The 14,853-nt window shown below is 67.6% G+C and carries 15 protein-coding genes; 3 read left to right on the top strand and 12 right to left on the bottom strand.

What is annotated here, in order from left to right:
• Window positions 1–2: 2 nt before the first annotated feature.
• The 8 genes from F3I16_RS01945 to glyQ all read right to left on the bottom strand — a co-directional run bounded on the left by F3I16_RS01945 (window position 3) and on the right by glyQ (window position 8,731).
• On the bottom strand, window positions 3–458 hold the full coding sequence (locus F3I16_RS01945; RefSeq protein ID WP_160492086.1) for a hypothetical protein: 456 nt from the start codon (window positions 456–458) through the stop codon (window positions 3–5).
• Window positions 448–1,806, bottom strand: coding sequence for a phosphatase PAP2/dual specificity phosphatase family protein (locus F3I16_RS01940; protein WP_178116634.1), 1,359 nt, complete (start codon window positions 1,804–1,806; stop codon window positions 448–450). The genes F3I16_RS01945 and F3I16_RS01940 overlap by 11 nt, the downstream gene beginning before the upstream one ends.
• On the bottom strand, window positions 1,806–3,560 hold the full coding sequence (locus tag F3I16_RS01935) for a bifunctional alpha/beta hydrolase/class I SAM-dependent methyltransferase (protein ID WP_160492085.1): 1,755 nt from the start codon (window positions 3,558–3,560) through the stop codon (window positions 1,806–1,808). The genes F3I16_RS01940 and F3I16_RS01935 overlap by 1 nt, the downstream gene beginning before the upstream one ends.
• A gap of 19 nt (window positions 3,561–3,579) precedes the next feature.
• Window positions 3,580–4,194, bottom strand: coding sequence for a CDP-alcohol phosphatidyltransferase family protein (locus F3I16_RS01930; protein WP_160492084.1), 615 nt, complete (start codon window positions 4,192–4,194; stop codon window positions 3,580–3,582).
• 218 nt (window positions 4,195–4,412) lie between these two features.
• Complete coding sequence (locus F3I16_RS01925) at window positions 4,413–5,186, bottom strand: 1-acyl-sn-glycerol-3-phosphate acyltransferase (protein ID WP_160492083.1); 774 nt, start codon at window positions 5,184–5,186, stop codon at window positions 4,413–4,415.
• A gap of 12 nt (window positions 5,187–5,198) precedes the next feature.
• Window positions 5,199–5,729: a D-glycero-beta-D-manno-heptose 1,7-bisphosphate 7-phosphatase gene (gmhB, locus tag F3I16_RS01920; protein WP_160492082.1), complete on the bottom strand. Its 531-nt coding sequence runs from the start codon at window positions 5,727–5,729 to the stop codon at window positions 5,199–5,201.
• 3 nt (window positions 5,730–5,732) lie between these two features.
• Window positions 5,733–7,787: a glycine--tRNA ligase subunit beta gene (gene glyS / locus F3I16_RS01915; protein ID WP_160492081.1), complete on the bottom strand. Its 2,055-nt coding sequence runs from the start codon at window positions 7,785–7,787 to the stop codon at window positions 5,733–5,735.
• On the bottom strand, window positions 7,784–8,731 hold the full coding sequence (gene glyQ, locus F3I16_RS01910) for a glycine--tRNA ligase subunit alpha (protein WP_160492080.1): 948 nt from the start codon (window positions 8,729–8,731) through the stop codon (window positions 7,784–7,786). The genes glyS and glyQ overlap by 4 nt, the downstream gene beginning before the upstream one ends.
• 81 nt (window positions 8,732–8,812) lie before the next feature.
• Here glyQ and F3I16_RS01905 point away from each other — a divergent pair, with 81 nt between their 5' ends.
• The 3 genes from F3I16_RS01905 (at window position 8,813) to F3I16_RS01895 (ending at window position 10,634) form a co-directional block, all read left to right on the top strand.
• On the top strand, window positions 8,813–9,364 hold the full coding sequence (locus F3I16_RS01905) for a DNA-3-methyladenine glycosylase I (protein ID WP_160492079.1): 552 nt from the start codon (window positions 8,813–8,815) through the stop codon (window positions 9,362–9,364).
• A gap of 54 nt (window positions 9,365–9,418) precedes the next feature.
• On the top strand, window positions 9,419–10,306 hold the full coding sequence (locus F3I16_RS01900; protein WP_160492078.1) for a lysophospholipid acyltransferase: 888 nt from the start codon (window positions 9,419–9,421) through the stop codon (window positions 10,304–10,306).
• A 61-nt stretch (window positions 10,307–10,367) separates the two neighbouring features.
• The gene (locus tag F3I16_RS01895) at window positions 10,368–10,634 is read left to right on the top strand and encodes a PilZ domain-containing protein (RefSeq protein WP_160492077.1); all 267 of its coding nucleotides are present in this window, start codon (window positions 10,368–10,370) and stop codon (window positions 10,632–10,634) included.
• Between the two features lie 210 nt (window positions 10,635–10,844).
• On the opposite strand, the gene F3I16_RS01890 is transcribed toward F3I16_RS01895, so the two are convergent.
• The 4 genes from F3I16_RS01890 to fmt are packed head-to-tail and all read right to left on the bottom strand — an operon-like array spanning window position 10,845 to window position 14,835.
• The gene (locus tag F3I16_RS01890; protein ID WP_160492076.1) at window positions 10,845–11,183 is read right to left on the bottom strand and encodes a tetratricopeptide repeat protein; all 339 of its coding nucleotides are present in this window, start codon (window positions 11,181–11,183) and stop codon (window positions 10,845–10,847) included.
• A gap of 9 nt (window positions 11,184–11,192) precedes the next feature.
• On the bottom strand, window positions 11,193–12,566 hold the full coding sequence (trkA, locus tag F3I16_RS01885) for a Trk system potassium transporter TrkA (RefSeq protein WP_160077369.1): 1,374 nt from the start codon (window positions 12,564–12,566) through the stop codon (window positions 11,193–11,195).
• An 11-nt stretch (window positions 12,567–12,577) separates the two neighbouring features.
• The gene (gene rsmB, locus F3I16_RS01880) at window positions 12,578–13,906 is read right to left on the bottom strand and encodes a 16S rRNA (cytosine(967)-C(5))-methyltransferase RsmB (protein ID WP_160492075.1); all 1,329 of its coding nucleotides are present in this window, start codon (window positions 13,904–13,906) and stop codon (window positions 12,578–12,580) included.
• Entirely contained in the window at window positions 13,903–14,835 is a 933-nt protein-coding gene (fmt, locus tag F3I16_RS01875) for a methionyl-tRNA formyltransferase (RefSeq protein ID WP_160492074.1), read from the bottom strand. The genes rsmB and fmt overlap by 4 nt, the downstream gene beginning before the upstream one ends.
• Window positions 14,836–14,853: the final 18 nt, after the last annotated feature.

Raw genomic sequence — 14,853 nt, 5'->3', positions numbered from 1 at the left:
TCCTATCCAGCGAAGGAAAACCAGGGCATGGCCAGAATGGCGGCCAGGGCCAGTAGTACTTGGGCGCCCAGCCACAGCGCCTGCCGGCGCAACAGCTGCAGGGCGCCGCGGCTGCGCGCGTCCCAGTCGCGCCCGCCGGCCGTGGCCGGTTGCAGGCCGAGCCCGGTCAGGGCCAGGTCGAGCTGCTGGGTGTGTGCCGCCAGCTGTTGCGGCTGCCGGGCCAGCCGGGCGAACAGTTCGCCATCCAGGGCGACTCGCACGGCCCAGTACTTCTGCGCCAGGCCGAGCATCACCAGCAGGCCGCAGAGCAGCGCGCTGGCGCTGCTGGGCGTGCTGCCGAGCAAGGGCGCGAGGCCGATGGCCAGGGCCAGCAGGGTCAGGCCGCCGGACAGCTGGTCGAGCAGCCGGCCGCGGCGCAGCAGGCTGGCCACCAACTGCAGTTGCAGCTCAGAGGCCATGGGCGACCTCCAGCACGGGCTTGTCGGCCGTTCGTGGCAGCTGCTGCATGTCGTGCAGGGCCTGTTGCTGGGCGTGGCCGAGGACGATCTGTGGCCTGGCCTGGCGGATCAGCTGCAGCGCCGCCGGGACATCCGGGCTGTGGCCGTGGTGCAGCAGCCAGGCCGCCACGGCGGTGGCGCTGCGCGAATAACCGAGGGCGCAGCAGACCAGCAGCGGCCCGTACTGACGCTGGGCCTCGACGGCTTCGGCCGCCTGCAGGCAGGCCTCGGGCGTGAGGACGCAGAGATCGAGCCAGGGCAGCGCGCGGTAGGCCTTGCCCCTGGGCTCGACCGGCAGCTCGGCACACAGGTCGAGCAGCGCGGCGAACGGCTGGGCCTGCCCTGCCCCGGGCAGGCGCCCGAGCCAGATGCCCTCGACTATCTGATCCGCCTGCGGCTGGCGCCGGGTCCACAGCCGCGAGTTGAGCCAGGCGGCGGCCAGATAGGGGGCGAACAGCCACCGCGCCGCCGTGCTCAGGCGACCATCGGCCTGCTTCTGGAAGCCCTCGGCGCCGAACCAGGCGTAGTTCAGCGCCACCAGCAGCAGCGACAGCGCCGGCCACAGCAGCCACAGCCAGGCGCCGCCCAGGTTGACCGCCAGGGCCGTGCACAGGGCCGCCGCCAAGCCGTAGCCCAACGCCAGGCGCCAGCGCCTGGCGTCGCGGGCCAGGCTGGCCTGCTGCAGCGGACTGCGCCCTTCGGTTGGCCACAGCCACACGCACAGCCAGCCGGCCAGGGCGCCGGTCGGCACATCGATGAAGTGGTGCTGCCAGGTGGTCAGCACCGACAGGCCGATCAGCGCCATCCAGCCATGCAGCAGGCCGCGCAGCAGCACGCCGTGGGTATGCCGGGCGAACATCGTCCAGATGATCACCAGCAGGGCGATATGCAGCGAAGGCGCCTGGTTGAAGGGTTTGTCGAAGCCCATCAGCACGTCGAACATCCAGCCGAATACGCCGCCCAGCTCCGGCCGTTCGACGGTGAAGCGCAGCGGCCAGAGCAGGAAGCAGGCGACGCAGAAGACCTGGGCGCTGAGCAGGCGCAGGGCATGCCGGTCCATTTCCCGACGGGTGGCCGGGAGCAGGAAGGACAGGCCGTAGAGCAGGTCGATCGACCAGTAGGGCACGATGCTCCAGGGCCACAGCGGCATCGCGCTTTCCCAGGCGAACACCAGGCTGCCGACATCCTCGCGCCGCACGGTCAGCCAGTTGGCGAAGCCGTAGCTGGCGAAGAACAGCGGGCCGAGCAGCAGCAGCCAGAGTACTCCGCGTCTCCACAGCCCGGCTTCGCGTGGCGGGTGGGCGTCCATCAGGACACCCGCTGCGCCAGGGATACGCTGAAGATGCCCCACTGGTCGATGCGCTGGGTCAGCTTGCGGAAGCCGGCGGCCTCCACCAGCTGGTCCATCTCCGCCTGGCTGCGCCGGCGCATGACCCAGGGCTGGCCGTCGCGGTGGCTGGTCAGGGCGCGGGCGATCAGCTCCAGCTGGGGGTGCCAGGGCTGGCCGGTGTAGACCAGGTAACCGCCCTCCTCGACCGCCGCGGCCAGCCCGGCCAGCGAGTCGCCGACCATCTGGTTGCTGCCGAACAGCTCGTACAGGCCGGAGACCACCGCCAGGGTCGGTTTCGGATCGAGGGCCGCCAGGTCGGCCTTGTCGAAGGCATCGCCTCTGACGAAGCGGGCGATGGCGCCCAGGCCCTTCTGCTCGATCAGCGCGGCGCCGTCGCGCACGTTGATCTCGCTGTAGTCGCGCAGCAGGATCGAGTCCGGCTGTTGCTCCAGGCCTTCCAGCGACTCGAGGATGTAGCGGCCGTGGCCGGCGGCGATATCGACGATGCGCACCGCCTTGCCGGATTCGCGCAGCTGGCCCATGGCCAGGCGCAGCAACTCCTCGGCATGCACCTTGCGCTGGCGGATGCCACGCCAGCCGATGGAGTTGAGGTAGTTCGCATCGATCAGCCGACCCAGGGCGCTCTTGCCGCTCGGCGTGTTGCGGTAGACATAGTCCAGGGTGCTGCCGGAGTCGAAGCCGGTGGCGAAGCCCAGCTTGACCCCGTCGGACAGCCCGCTGCCGAGCTTGAGGCCGGCCCGGGTGGCGCGCCAGTACAGGTCGGCGCAGGAGTTTTTCGGCAGTGGCGCCGCCAGCTCCTCGGCTTCCGCGCAGGTGGCGCCGAGGCGGTCGGCATCCAGCAGCGAGGGGCGGTTCAGCGGCTCCTCGAAACTGCGCAGGATAAAGCGCCGCGCACGCACCAGGGCATGGGCGCGGTCGCGCTCGCCGAGGGTGTCGTGGAAGAAACCGGGGAGGATGTGCTTCTCCTTGCGCAGGCTGTCCAAGCGCTCGAAGAACTGTTCCTGCGGCTTGCGGTGCACCACGAAGTCGGCGCCGGAAATCAGCAGCTGGGTGGGAATCTGGATCGCCTGGGCATCGGCCACCACACGGTCGGCGGCTTCGTACAGGCCGAGCAGCATGTTCACCGAGATCGGCCGGCTGATCAGCGGGTCGCTGTCGAAAGAGGCGATGCGCTCGGGGTCATGGCTGAGGAACCTGGCCTTGACGTAGCTGTTGACGAAGAAGTTGCCGCGCCAGGCGCGCATCAGCTTCAGGCCGGGACGGGCGAACGGCACGTAGAGCTTGACCTTGAACGCCGGCGAGGCGAGCACCAGGCAGCGGATCTGTGGCGCGTAGTCGTGGGCCCAAGTCGACACCACCACGGCGCCGACGCTCTGCGCCAGCACGGCCATATCCGTCTGCTGGATGCCATGGGTGGCGCTGATGTGGTCGAGGAAGGTCTGCACGTCGCGCACGCTGGTGGCGAAGCTCGGGCTGTCGCCGCGGGCGCCGGGGGACAGGCCGTGACCGCGGGCATCCCAGGCGAAGAAGTCGAACTCGGGCAGGTCCAGCTCGCCCGGCAGGTGGGCCATGCGCCCGCCGTGCTCGTGGCCGCGGTGGAACATCACCACGGCCTGGCGTGGGCCTGCAGTCGGGGCGGTGGCGGGCCAGTGGCGATAGAGCAGCTCGACGCCATCGTGGGTGGTGAAGATGTGGTTCTGAGATTCGCGCATCGAAATATCCTTATTCCGATCAGGAGGGTTGTGTCGCCTCGGCCAGACCTTGGCGCACGCGGTTGAACAGGGTGTACAGCAACAGGGCCAGAATCACGGCGAGCAGCCCGTTTATCCAAGACGCCGCCAGCAGCCCGCCCGCCACACCGGCACCCAGCACGCCGAAGCAGAAGGCACGGTCGCTCTTGCCCATGGGCCCGTCGTAGCGCCGCGCGGCGCCGACCATCGGGCCGAGCACCCCGGCGTATTCGCTGATCACGGCGAACAGCACCACCAGCACCACCAGCAGCGGCGAAACGCCTGGCAGCAGGGCGAATGGCAGGTACAGGGCGCTGTCGGCGATCACGTCGCACAGCTCGTTGAGGTAGGCGCCGAGCTTGGACTGCTGGCCGAACTCGCGGGCGAGCATGCCGTCCACGGCATTCAGCGCCATGCGCAGCAGCATCCACAGCGGGATCAGGGCGAACAGCCAGACGTGGCCGGGCAGCAGGGCGAGGAGGCCGCCGAGCAGCAGCGAGACGATCCCGGCGGCCAGCGTCACCTGGTTGGCGGTGACGCCACGATCGAACAGGCGTTGCACGCCGGGGCGCAGCAGATTCTGGAAACGCGGTTTGAGCTGATAGATCGACAGCATGAACGAAATTCCTTTTTCAGCGGGGCCGGCGGCCAGCTCCTAGCTTAGCCCGGTTGCCCTGGGTGCCAGCGTGCGCAATTCGTGGATTTGGCCGCCCGGTGCGGCGGGAAAAAACTTATGCCCCGCCGTGGGTTAGCCATGAACTACAGTTAATCCTTGTATTTCAACAACTTGTAGATAATGAGTGGATTTCGTGCACAGCTTATCCACAATCGCCCTCAAACGGTTTCGGATGTCTCTACGGGCTCGTCCCGCAGCGGCACGGCGGAGATTCGCTGCTGGGTCTGCTTGACCCAGGCGAAGGCCCGCTCGTTGAGTTCGGCGATGGCGCGCGGGCCGCTGCCCTCGGCATGCATCACCGGGCCGATCACCACCTTGATGGTGCCCGGGTACTTGGCCCAGCCCTGCTTGGGCCAGAACTCGCCGGCGTTGTGGGCGATCGGCAGCACCGGCAGGCCGGCATTCACCGCCAGTGCCGCCCCGCCGCGGGAGAACTTGCCGATCTGCCCTGGCGGAATCCGCGTGCCTTCCGGGAACACCAGCACCCAGGCGCCCTGCTCCAGGCGTTCGTGGCCTTGCTTGGCCAGTTGCTTGAGCGCCGCCTTGGGATTGCTGCGGTCGATGGCGATGGGCCTGAGCAGGGCCATCGCCCAGCCGAAGAACGGCACGTGCAGCAGCTCGCGCTTGACCACCTGCGACAGCGGCTCGAAGAAGGCGGAGAGGAAGAAGGTTTCCCAGGTGCTCTGGTGCTTGGCGAGGATCACGCAGGGCCGCTGCGGGATGTTCTCCACGCCTTCGACCTCATAGCGCAGACCCACCACGGTTTTCGCCAGCCAGGTGGCGCAGCGGCACCAGGTCTGGATCACCAGGCGATAGCGGGCGCGGAACGGCAGCAGCGGCGCGATGAACACGCACAGGGTGCACCAGACGAACGCGCTGGCAGACAGCAGCAGGTAGAAGAGGACGGTTCTGAGGGCCTGCACTGTCGACATTGAGCTTTGACCTTAGAGAAGAAGCTGATCGGCGATGGCCGCCAGATCATCGAATACCAGGGTCCCCGCGGGCAATGGCTTGCCGAGGGTCCGTTCGCCCTTGCCGGTTTTCACCAGTACGGGCTGGCAATGGACGGCCAGCGCGGCCTCGAGGTCACCGCGACTGTCGCCGATGAACCAGATCCCGTCCAGTGGCACGGCGTAGTGCGCGGCGATCTGCTGCAGCATGCCCGGTTTCGGCTTGCGGCAGGCGCAGCCATCGTCCGGGCCGTGTGGGCAGTGCACGATCAGGCCGACTTCGCCGCCCTGCTCCGCCACCAGCTCACGCAGGCGCGCGTGCATGGCGTCGAGGGTGCTCTGGTCATAATAGCCGCGGGCCAGGCCGGACTGGTTGGTGGCCACCGCCACGGTCCAGCCGGCCTTGCTCAGGCGGGCGATGGCCTCGACCGCGCCGGGCAGCGGAATCCACTCCTCCAGCGACTTGATGTAGGCGTCGGAGTCGTAATTGATCACGCCGTCGCGGTCGAGGATCAGCAGCTTCATCGATCAGCCCAGCAGCGAGATGTCGGCCACGCCGAGGAACAGGCCGCGCAGCTTGGCCAGCAGGGCGTAGCGGTTGGCCCGTACGGCGGCATCCTCGGCGTTGACCAGCACCGCCTCGAAGAACGCATCCACCGGCTCGCGCAGGCTGGCCAGTTGCTCCAGCGTCTCGCGGTAGCGGCGTGCGGCGGCCAGCGGTGCCACGGCCTGTTCGGCGGCGGCGACGGCGGCGGCCAGGGTCTGCTCGGCACCGGCTTCCAGCAGGGCGTTGTCGACGCTGGCCGGGATCTGCCCGTCGAACTTGCCCAGCAGGTTGGACACGCGCTTGTTCGCCGCGGCCAGGGCCTCGGCTTCGCTGCGCGCGCGGAAGGCCTGCACGGCCTGCACGCGCTGGTCGAAGTCCAGAGGCGCGGTCGGGTTGAGGGCACGCACGGCCTGGTACACGGCGACGTCGACGCCTTCGTCCTCGTAGCGCGCACGCAGGCGGTCGAAGATGAAGTCCTGCACCTGGGCGGCCAGGCCGTCGGCCTTGACCTTGTCGGCGTACTGGTCGATGGCGAAGGCGATGGCTGCGCCCAGATCCAGATCCAGCTGCTTCTCGATCAGGATGCGCAGCACGCCCAGGGCGGCACGGCGCAGGGCGTAGGGGTCCTTGGAGCCGGTGGGCAGCATGCCGATGCCGAAGATGCCGACCAGGGTGTCGAGCTTGTCGGCCACGGCCACGGCAGCCCCGGTGAGGGTCTGCGGCAGCTCGGCGCCGGCGCCGCGCGGCATGTATTGCTCGTTCAGCGCCTGGGCCACGTCGTCGGCCTCGCCGTCGTGCTTGGCGTAGTAGTAGCCGGCGATACCCTGCATTTCCGGGAACTCGCCGACCATCTCGCTGGCCAGGTCGCACTTGGAGAGGATGCCGGCACGCTCCGCACGGGTGGCGTCGCCGCCGATGCGTGCGGCGATAAAGCCGGCCAGGGCGGAAACCCGCTCGGCCTTGTTGAACACGCTGCCGAGCTGGGCCTGGAACACCACGTTGGCCAGGCGCTCGTTGCGCTGTTCCAGCGGCTGGCGCTTGTCCTGCTTGAAGAAGAACTCGGCGTCGGTGAGGCGCGGGCGCACCACCTTTTCGTTGCCGGAAACGATCTGCGCCGGGTCTTTCGACTCGATGTTGGCGACGGTGATGAAGCGCGGCAGCAGCTTGCCGTTGGCGTCCAGCAGGCAGAAGTACTTCTGGTTGTCTTGCATGGTGGTGATCAGGGCTTCCTGCGGCACTTCGAGGAAGCGTTCCTCGAACGAGCAGACCAGCGGCACCGGCCATTCGACCAGGGCGGTGACTTCATCCAGCAGCGCCGGCGGCACGATGGCGGTGCCGTTCTCGGCCTTGGCCAGTTCCGCCACGCGGGCGGCGATCTGCTCGCGGCGCTTGGCGAAGTCGGCGACCACGAAGGCGCCGCGCAGGTCGTGGGAGTAGCTGGCCGGGCTCTCGATCGCCACTTCGAAGTTGGCGTGGAAGCGGTGGCCGCGGGACATGCGCCCGGCCTTCTGGGCGAGGATCTCGCAGTCGACCACATGCTGGCCGAACAGCATCACCAGCCACTGGCTGGGGCGGACGAATTCGGTCTTGCCGGCGCCCCAGCGCATGCGCTTGGGAATCGGCAGGTCGTTCAGCGCTGCGGCGACGATGTCCGGCAGCAGGCTGACGGTCTTCTGCCCGGCGATGGACTGGCTGAACTTCAGCTTCGGGCCGCTCTGGTCGATCTGGCTCAGCTCGACGCCGCACTTCTTGGCGAAGCCCAGCGCTGCTTGAGTGGGGTTGCCGTCCTTGTCGAAGGCGGCCTGCACGGGCGGGCCGTCGAGGTTGACGGTGCGGTCCGGCTGCTGGCTGGCCAGGGTCTCGACCAGCACGGCTAGGCGGCGTGGCGCGGCGTAGTAGCGGGCCTTGACGTAGCCCAGGCCGGCGCCCTTGAGGCCCTTCTCGACACCGGCGAGGAAGGCTTCGCCGAGGCTCTTCAGGGCTTTCGGCGGCAGCTCTTCGGTGCCCAGTTCGACCAGGAAATCATGTGCACTCATTCTGCAATCTCCAGCTTCGCCAGTACTTCGTCACGCAGTTCGGGGGTGGCCATCGGGAAGCCGAGCTTGGCGCGGGCCAGCAGGTAGCTCTGGGCGATGTTTCGCGCCAGGGTGCGCACGCGCAGGATGTACTGCTGGCGCGCGGTCACCGAGATGGCGCGGCGGGCATCCAGCAGGTTGAAGCTGTGCGAGGCCTTGATCACCATTTCGTAGGCCGGCAGCGGCAGCTGCAGGTCCATCAGGCGGTTGGCCTCGGATTCGTAGAAGTCGAACAGGTCGAACAGCTTGTCGACGTTGGCGTGTTCGAAGTTGAAGGTGGACTGCTCCACTTCGTTCTGGTGGAACACGTCGCCGTAGGTGACCTTGCCGAACGGGCCGTCGGAGTAGACCAGGTCATACACCGAGTCGACGCCCTGCAGGTACATGGCCAGGCGTTCCAGGCCGTAGGTGATCTCGCCGGTGACCGGGTAGCACTCGACGCCGCCGACCTGCTGGAAGTAGGTGAACTGGGTGACTTCCATGCCGTTCAGCCAGACTTCCCAGCCCAGGCCCCAGGCGCCGAGGGTCGGCGATTCCCAGTTGTCTTCGACGAAGCGGATGTCGTGGACCAGGGTATCGACGCCGATGCGGCGCAGCGATTCCAGGTACAGGTCCTGGATGTTCGCCGGGTTCGGCTTGAGCACCACCTGGAACTGGTAGTAGTGCTGCAGGCGGTTGGGGTTCTCGCCGTAGCGACCGTCGGCGGGACGCCGGGACGGCTGCACGTAGGCGGCGTTCCAGGTCTCCGGGCCGATGGCGCGCAGGAAGGTGGCGGTGTGGAAGGTGCCGGCACCCATTTCCATGTCGTAGGGCTGCAGGATCACACACCCCTGCTCGGCCCAGTAACTCTGCAGGGCAAGGATCAGACCTTGGAAGGTGCTCACGTCGGGCGTAGTCTGGCTCACGAATTTCACCGGTATCGAGGCTTGGGCATAAAGCCGGGCAGTATACCCGATCAATTCTGCGGAAAGCGCAAGGAAGGCCCCATGCCACGCTGCTTCTGGTGCAACGACGACCCGCTGTACATCGCCTATCACGACCAGGAATGGGGCGTGCCGCTGCGCGATCCCCAGCGCCTGTTCGAGTTGTTGCTGCTGGAGGGCTTCCAGGCCGGCCTGGCCTGGATCACCGTGCTGAAGAAGCGTGCGCGCTACCGCGAAGTGCTGTGGGACTTCGATGTGCAGCGCCTGGCGCAGATGAGCGACGAGGAGATCGACGAGCTGATGCAGGACCCCGGCATCATCCGCAACCGCTTGAAGCTCAAGGCCGCACGGCAGAACGCGCGGGCCTGGCTGGAGCTGGAGGATCCGGTGGCGCTGCTCTGGTCTTTTGTCGGCGGTGCGCCGAAGATCAACCACTTCGCCGGCCGTGGTGATGTGCCCGCGGTGACCGCCGAGGCCGAGGCGATGAGCAAGGCGCTGAAGCAGCGCGGCTTCACCTTCGTCGGCCCGACCATCTGCTATGCCTACATGCAGGCGGCGGGGATGGTCATGGATCACACCAGCGACTGCGACCGTTACCACGCATTGCGTGGCTGAACCCGGCGGTCACACTGGTTACAATGCCCGCCCCTTTCCGTTCGGGAGTTGCTCGTGGAGAAGTTCAAAGGCGCCCTGGTCGTCGGTTTCCTGCGCTTGTTCGCCCTGCTGCCCTGGCGTGCCGTGCAGGCCGTGGGCAACGCCATCGGCTGGCTGCTGTGGAAACTGCCGAACGGCTCGCGCGAGGTGGTGCGCATCAACCTGGCCAAGTGCTTCCCGGAGCTGGATGCCCAGGCCCGCGAGGCGCTGGTCGGGCAGAGCCTCAAGGACATCAGCAAGACCCTGACCGAGAGCGCCTGCGCCTGGATCTGGCCGGCGCAGAAATCCCTCGCGCTGGTGCGTGAAGTCGAAGGGCTGGACGTGCTGCATGCGGCGCTGGCCAGTGGCAAGGGCGTGGTCGGCATCACCAGCCACCTGGGCAACTGGGAAGTGCTCAACCACTTCTACTGCGCGCAGTGCAAGCCAATCATCTTCTACCGGCCGCCGAAGCTGCAGGCGGTGGACGAGCTGTTGCGCAAGCAGCGGGTGCAGATGGGCAACCGGGTGGCGCCGTCGACCAAGGAAGGCATTCTCAGCGTGATCAAGGAAGTCCGTCGTGGTGGTGCCGTGGGCATTCCGGCGGACCCCGAGCCGAGCCGCAGCAGCGGGGTGTTCGTGCCGTTCTGCGGCACCCAGGCGCTGACCAGCAAGTTCGTTCCGGGCATGCTGAGCGGCGGCAAGGCGGTCGGCGTATTCCTGCATGCCCTGCGCCTGGACGATGGTTCCGGCTACAAGGTGATACTCGAAGCGGCTCCCGCCGGCATGTACAGCGAGAACGTGGAAGAAGGCGTGGCGGCCATGAGCGCAGTGATCGAGCGCTACGTGCGGCGCTACCCCAGCCAGTACATGTGGAGCATGAAACGCTTCAAGAAGCGTCCGGCTGGCGAGAAGAAATGGTATTGATGCGCTAGCCGTTAGCCAGTACCGTCAGCACAACTTTCCACGGCAAGGCAGCAGGGTAGGCATGGACAACAAGCGCGAGCACAACCGCACCCCGCTCAAGGTCCAGCTGCGCATCGACCATCCGGTGCACGGCCAGATGATGGTGACCACCCGCGACATTTCCGAGAGCGGCGTGTTCGTGGTGATCGACGATGCCCAGCGCCTGCTGCAGATCGGCGAGAGGGTCAGTGGCCAGGTGCAAGGCCTGCCCATGGAGGCGCCGGTGGTGCAGATGGAAGTGGTGCGCTTCGAGCCCAGTGGGGTAGCGCTGATCTTCCAGCGCGACTGAGAACCTGCATAGGGTCTCTTGATCGTCGGCCATGCTGCGTTGAAATCGGGCTCGGATTGCTCATTTACACTTCGTAAACTCCGCGTCCTCGCCCAATTTCGCCTTGCCTGGCTCTAGCTCAAAAGACCCTAAGTAGGTTCTAAGGGCTAGCCTAGGGTGCGCCGTGCGCACCGGGAAACCCACAGACGCCAATGGTGCGCACGGCGCACCCTACGGGGCCTGGTGACCCTGGCCCGCCGTCTTCTCCAGGCGCCGTAGAAACACCAGCATTTCCTTTTCCGTCTGCTTGTCGCCGCGCTTGCGCGCCACTTCCAGGCCGTTGTGCCAGGCCAGGCGTGCCTCCTCGAGCATGCCCTGACGCAGGCAGGCCTGGCCCAGCAGTTTCCACGCCGCCGAATAGTTGGGGTCGAAGCCCAGGCACTTCTGCAGGTGCTCGGCGGCCAGCGCCGGCTCGCCGGCATCGAGGTAGCCCTTGCCCAGGCCGAAGCGTAGCAGGGCGTTGTCGACGCCCTTGGCCAGTAGCTTTTCCAGGGAACTTGGCGTGGTCATGGCATCGCCTCAGAAGAAGGTCAGGCCTACCTGGAACAGACGCTCCACATCGCGAATGTACTTCTTGTCGACCAGGAACAGAATCACATGGTCGCCCGATTCGATCAGGGTGTCGTCGTGGGCGATCAGCACTTCCTCGTCGCGGATGATCGCGCCGATGGTGGTGCCTGGCGGCAGGGCGATCTCCTCGATCATCCGCCCGACCACCTTGCTTGACTTGGCGTCGCCATGGGCGATGGCCTCGATGGCTTCCGCCGCACCGCGGCGCAGCGAGTGCACGCTCTCGATGTCGCCGCGGCGCACATGGGTCAGCAGGGTGCCGATGGTGGCCAGCTGCGGGCTGATGGCGATGTCGATATCGCCGCCCTGGACCAGGTCGACATAGGCCGGGTTGTTGATGATGGTCATCACCTTGCGCGCGCCCAGGCGCTTGGCCAGCAGGGACGACATGATGTTGGCCTCGTCGTCGTTGGTCAGGGCCAGGAAGATGTCGGCGTCGTTGATGTTCTCTTCCACCAGCAGGTCGCGGTCGGAAGCGCTGCCCTGCAGGACGATGGTGCTTTCCAGGTTCTCCGAGAGGTAGCGGCAGCGCGCCGGGTTCATCTCGATGATCTTCACCTGGTAGCGGCTCTCGATGGCCTCGGCCAGGCGCTCGCCGATATGCCCGCCGCCGGCGATCACCACTTTCTTGTAGCTGTCTTCGAGGCGGCGCATCTCGCTCATCACCGCGCGGATATGCGCCTTGGCGGCGATGAAGAACACCTCGTCGTCGGCTTCGATCACGGTGTCGCCCTGCGGCATGATCGGCCGGTTGCGCCTGAAGATCGCCGCCACCCGGGTGTCGACGTTGGGCATGTGCTGGCGCAGCTGCTTGAGTTGCTGGCCGACCAGCGGGCCGCCGTAGTAGGCCTTGACCGCCACCAGCTGGGCCTTGCCCTCGGCGAAGTCGATCACCTGCAGGGCGCCGGGGTATTCGATCAGGCGCTTGATGTAGTTGGTCACCACCTGCTCGGGGCTGATCAGCACGTCGACCGGGATCGCCTCGTTGTCGAACAGGCCGGCGCGGGTCAGGTAGGCCGCCTCGCGCACCCGGGCGATCTTGGTCGGGGTGTGGAACAGGGTGTAGGCGACCTGGCAGGCGACCATGTTGGTCTCGTCGCTGTTGGTCACCGCCACCAGCATGTCGGCGTCGTCGGCGCCGGCCTGGCGTAGCACGGTGGGAAAGGAGCCGCGGCCGACCACGGTGCGGATGTCCAGGCGGTCGCCAAGGTCGCGCAGGCGGTCGGCGTCGGTGTCGACCACGGTGATGTCGTTGGCTTCCCCGGACAGGTGTTCGGCCAGTGTGCCGCCGACCTGGCCGGCACCGAGAATGATGATCTTCACTGATCGCTCCGTTAGCCGCGCGCTGAGGCGGCGATTTTTATCAGCTTGGCATAGTAGAAGCCGTCGTGGCCGTCGACCTGCGGTAGCAGCTGGCGGCCATGGGCCGTTTTCAGGCCGGCGGTCGGTTGTCCAGGCGGGCCGGCAATATCCAGCTCGCGCGCACCCGGGGTACGGGCGAGGAAGGCGGCGATGTTGTCACTGTTCTCCTGCGGCAGCACCGAGCAGGTGGCGTAGAGCAGCACGCCGCCGACCTCCAGGATCGGCCACAGGGCATCCAGCAGTTCGCCCTGCAACTGTGCCAGGGCAGCAATATCTTCGGGTTGGCGGGTCAGTTTGATATCCGGATGGCGACGGATCACCCCGGTGGCCGAGCAGGGTGCGTCCAGCAGGATGCGCTGGAACTGCTGGCCGTCCCACCAGGCGGCAGTATCGCGGCCGTCGGCGGCGATCAGGGTGGCGTCGAGCTGCAGGCGGTCGAGGTTTTCCTGCACCCGGGCCAGGCGGCTCGGCTCCAGATCCAGGGCGACTACTTGTTTGAGGCCAGGTTCGGCTTCGAGTAGATGGCAGGTCTTGCCGCCGGGTGCGGCGCAGGCATCCAGCACGCGCTGGCCGGGTGCCAAGTCGAGCAGCTCGGCGGCCAGCTGGGCGGCTTCGTCCTGCACGCTGACGCGGCCGTCCAGGAAGCCCGGCAGGGTCTTCACGTCGCAGGGCGCCAGCAGGCGGATGCCGTCGCGGCTGAAGGTGCAGGGTTCGGCCGCGAAGCTGGCGGCCTGCAGTTCGACCAGGTAGGCGTCGCGGCTGCCATGGCGGCGGTTGACCCGCAGCAGCAGCGGCGGATGCTCGTTGTTGGCGGCGCAGATCGCCTGCCAGTGCTCGGGCCAGTCGGCCTTCAGGCGTTTCTGCAGCCAGCGCGGGTGGGCGGTGTGCAGCACCGGGTCCTTGTCCAGGCTGGCGCACAGCGCTTCGCCGTCGCGCTGGGCGTTGCGCAGCACGGCGTTGAGCAGGCCCTTGAGCGAGGACTTCTTCAGCTTGTCGACGCAGGCCACCGTCTCGCCGATCGCCGCATGGGGCGGGATGCGGGTGTAGAACAGCTGGTACAGGCCGATCAGCAGCAGCGCCTCGACATCGCGGTCGGCGGCCTTGAACGGCTTCTGCAGGAGCTTGTCCATCAGCAGGGCCAGGTGCGGTTGCCAGCGCGCGGCGCCGAAGGCCAGGTCCTGGGCCAGGCCGCGGTCGCGCGCCTCGACCTTGTCCAGCAGCGGCGGCAGGCTGCTGCCCAGCGAGGCCTTGCCATTGAGCACGGCGGCCAGGGCGCGGGCGGCGGCCAGGCGCGGGTTCATTGCCCGAGCACCAGATCGATGGCGAACTGCTCGCGGCGGCTGTTGTACAGATCGCTGAAGGCCAGCGGCTTGCCGCCCGGCAGCTGCAGGCGGGTCAGGCGCAGCGCGCCCTCGCCGCAGGCCACGGTCAGGCCGTCCTTGCTGGCGGCGAGGATCTGTCCGGGCTGGCCTGCGCCCTCGCCCAGGCTGGCGGCCAGCACTTTCAGCGGCTCGCCGTTCAGGCTGCTGTGGCAGATTGGCCAGGGGTTGAAGGCGCGCACCAGGCGCTCCAGCTCCACGGCCGGACGGCTCCAGTCCAGGCGCGCCTCGTCCTTGTTCAGCTTGTGCGCGTAGGTGGCCTGGCTGTCGTCCTGCACTTCGCCGTGCAGCTCGCCGGCGGCCAGCTTGTCCACCGCTTCAACCACCGCCGCCGAACCCAGCTGGGCCAGGCGGTCGTGCAGGCTGCCGCCGGTATCGTCGGCGCTGATGGCGGTGCTGACCTTGAGCAGCATCGGCCCGGTATCCAGGCCGGCCTCCATCTGCATCACGGTGACGCCGCTGCTGGCATCGCCGGCCTGCACCGCGCGCTGGATCGGCGCCGCACCGCGCCAGCGCGGCAATAGCGAGGCGTGGCTGTTGATGCAGCCCAGGCGCGGGGTATCCAGCACCACCTGCGGCAGGATCAGGCCGTAGGCCACCACTACCATCAGATCCGGCTGCAGCGCGGCCAGTTCGGCCTGGGCCGCCGGGTCGCGCAGGGTCTGCGGCTGGTACACGGCGATGCCGTGCTGCAGGGCCAGCTGCTTGACCGGGCTGGGCGCGAGCTTCTGCCCGCGTCCGGCGGGGCGGTCCGGCTGGGTGTAGACGGCGACGATCTGGCGACCGGCGTCGAGCAGGGCCTGCAGGTGCTGGGCGGCGAATTCCGGGGTGCCGGCAAAAACGATACGCATGGATGACTCGCTACAGAA

This window comes from Pseudomonas sp. L-22-4S-12 (assembly GCF_009799935.1).
GTDB lineage: Bacteria > Pseudomonadota > Gammaproteobacteria > Pseudomonadales > Pseudomonadaceae > Aquipseudomonas.
This window is presented reverse-complemented; position numbering and strand designations above follow the sequence as displayed.

Bases quoted from the DNA above. Each gene is read 5' to 3' on its own strand.
- F3I16_RS01945 (WP_160492086.1), bottom strand. From the start codon at position 458: ATGGCCTCTGAGCTGCAACTGCAGTTGGTGGCCAGCCTGCTGCGCCGC.
- F3I16_RS01940 (WP_178116634.1), bottom strand. From the start codon at position 1,806: ATGGACGCCCACCCGCCACGCGAAGCCGGGCTGTGGAGACGCGGAGTA.
- F3I16_RS01935 (WP_160492085.1), bottom strand. From the start codon at position 3,560: ATGCGCGAATCTCAGAACCACATCTTCACCACCCACGATGGCGTCGAG.
- F3I16_RS01930 (WP_160492084.1), bottom strand. From the start codon at position 4,194: ATGCTGTCGATCTATCAGCTCAAACCGCGTTTCCAGAATCTGCTGCGC.
- F3I16_RS01925 (WP_160492083.1), bottom strand. From the start codon at position 5,186: ATGTCGACAGTGCAGGCCCTCAGAACCGTCCTCTTCTACCTGCTGCTG.
- gmhB (WP_160492082.1), bottom strand. From the start codon at position 5,729: ATGAAGCTGCTGATCCTCGACCGCGACGGCGTGATCAATTACGACTCC.
- glyS (WP_160492081.1), bottom strand. From the start codon at position 7,787: ATGAGTGCACATGATTTCCTGGTCGAACTGGGCACCGAAGAGCTGCCG.
- F3I16_RS01905 (WP_160492079.1), top strand. From the start codon at position 8,813: ATGCCACGCTGCTTCTGGTGCAACGACGACCCGCTGTACATCGCCTAT.
- F3I16_RS01895 (WP_160492077.1), top strand. From the start codon at position 10,368: ATGGACAACAAGCGCGAGCACAACCGCACCCCGCTCAAGGTCCAGCTG.
- F3I16_RS01890 (WP_160492076.1), bottom strand. From the start codon at position 11,183: ATGACCACGCCAAGTTCCCTGGAAAAGCTACTGGCCAAGGGCGTCGAC.
- rsmB (WP_160492075.1), bottom strand. From the start codon at position 13,906: ATGAACCCGCGCCTGGCCGCCGCCCGCGCCCTGGCCGCCGTGCTCAAT.
- fmt (WP_160492074.1), bottom strand. From the start codon at position 14,835: ATGCGTATCGTTTTTGCCGGCACCCCGGAATTCGCCGCCCAGCACCTG.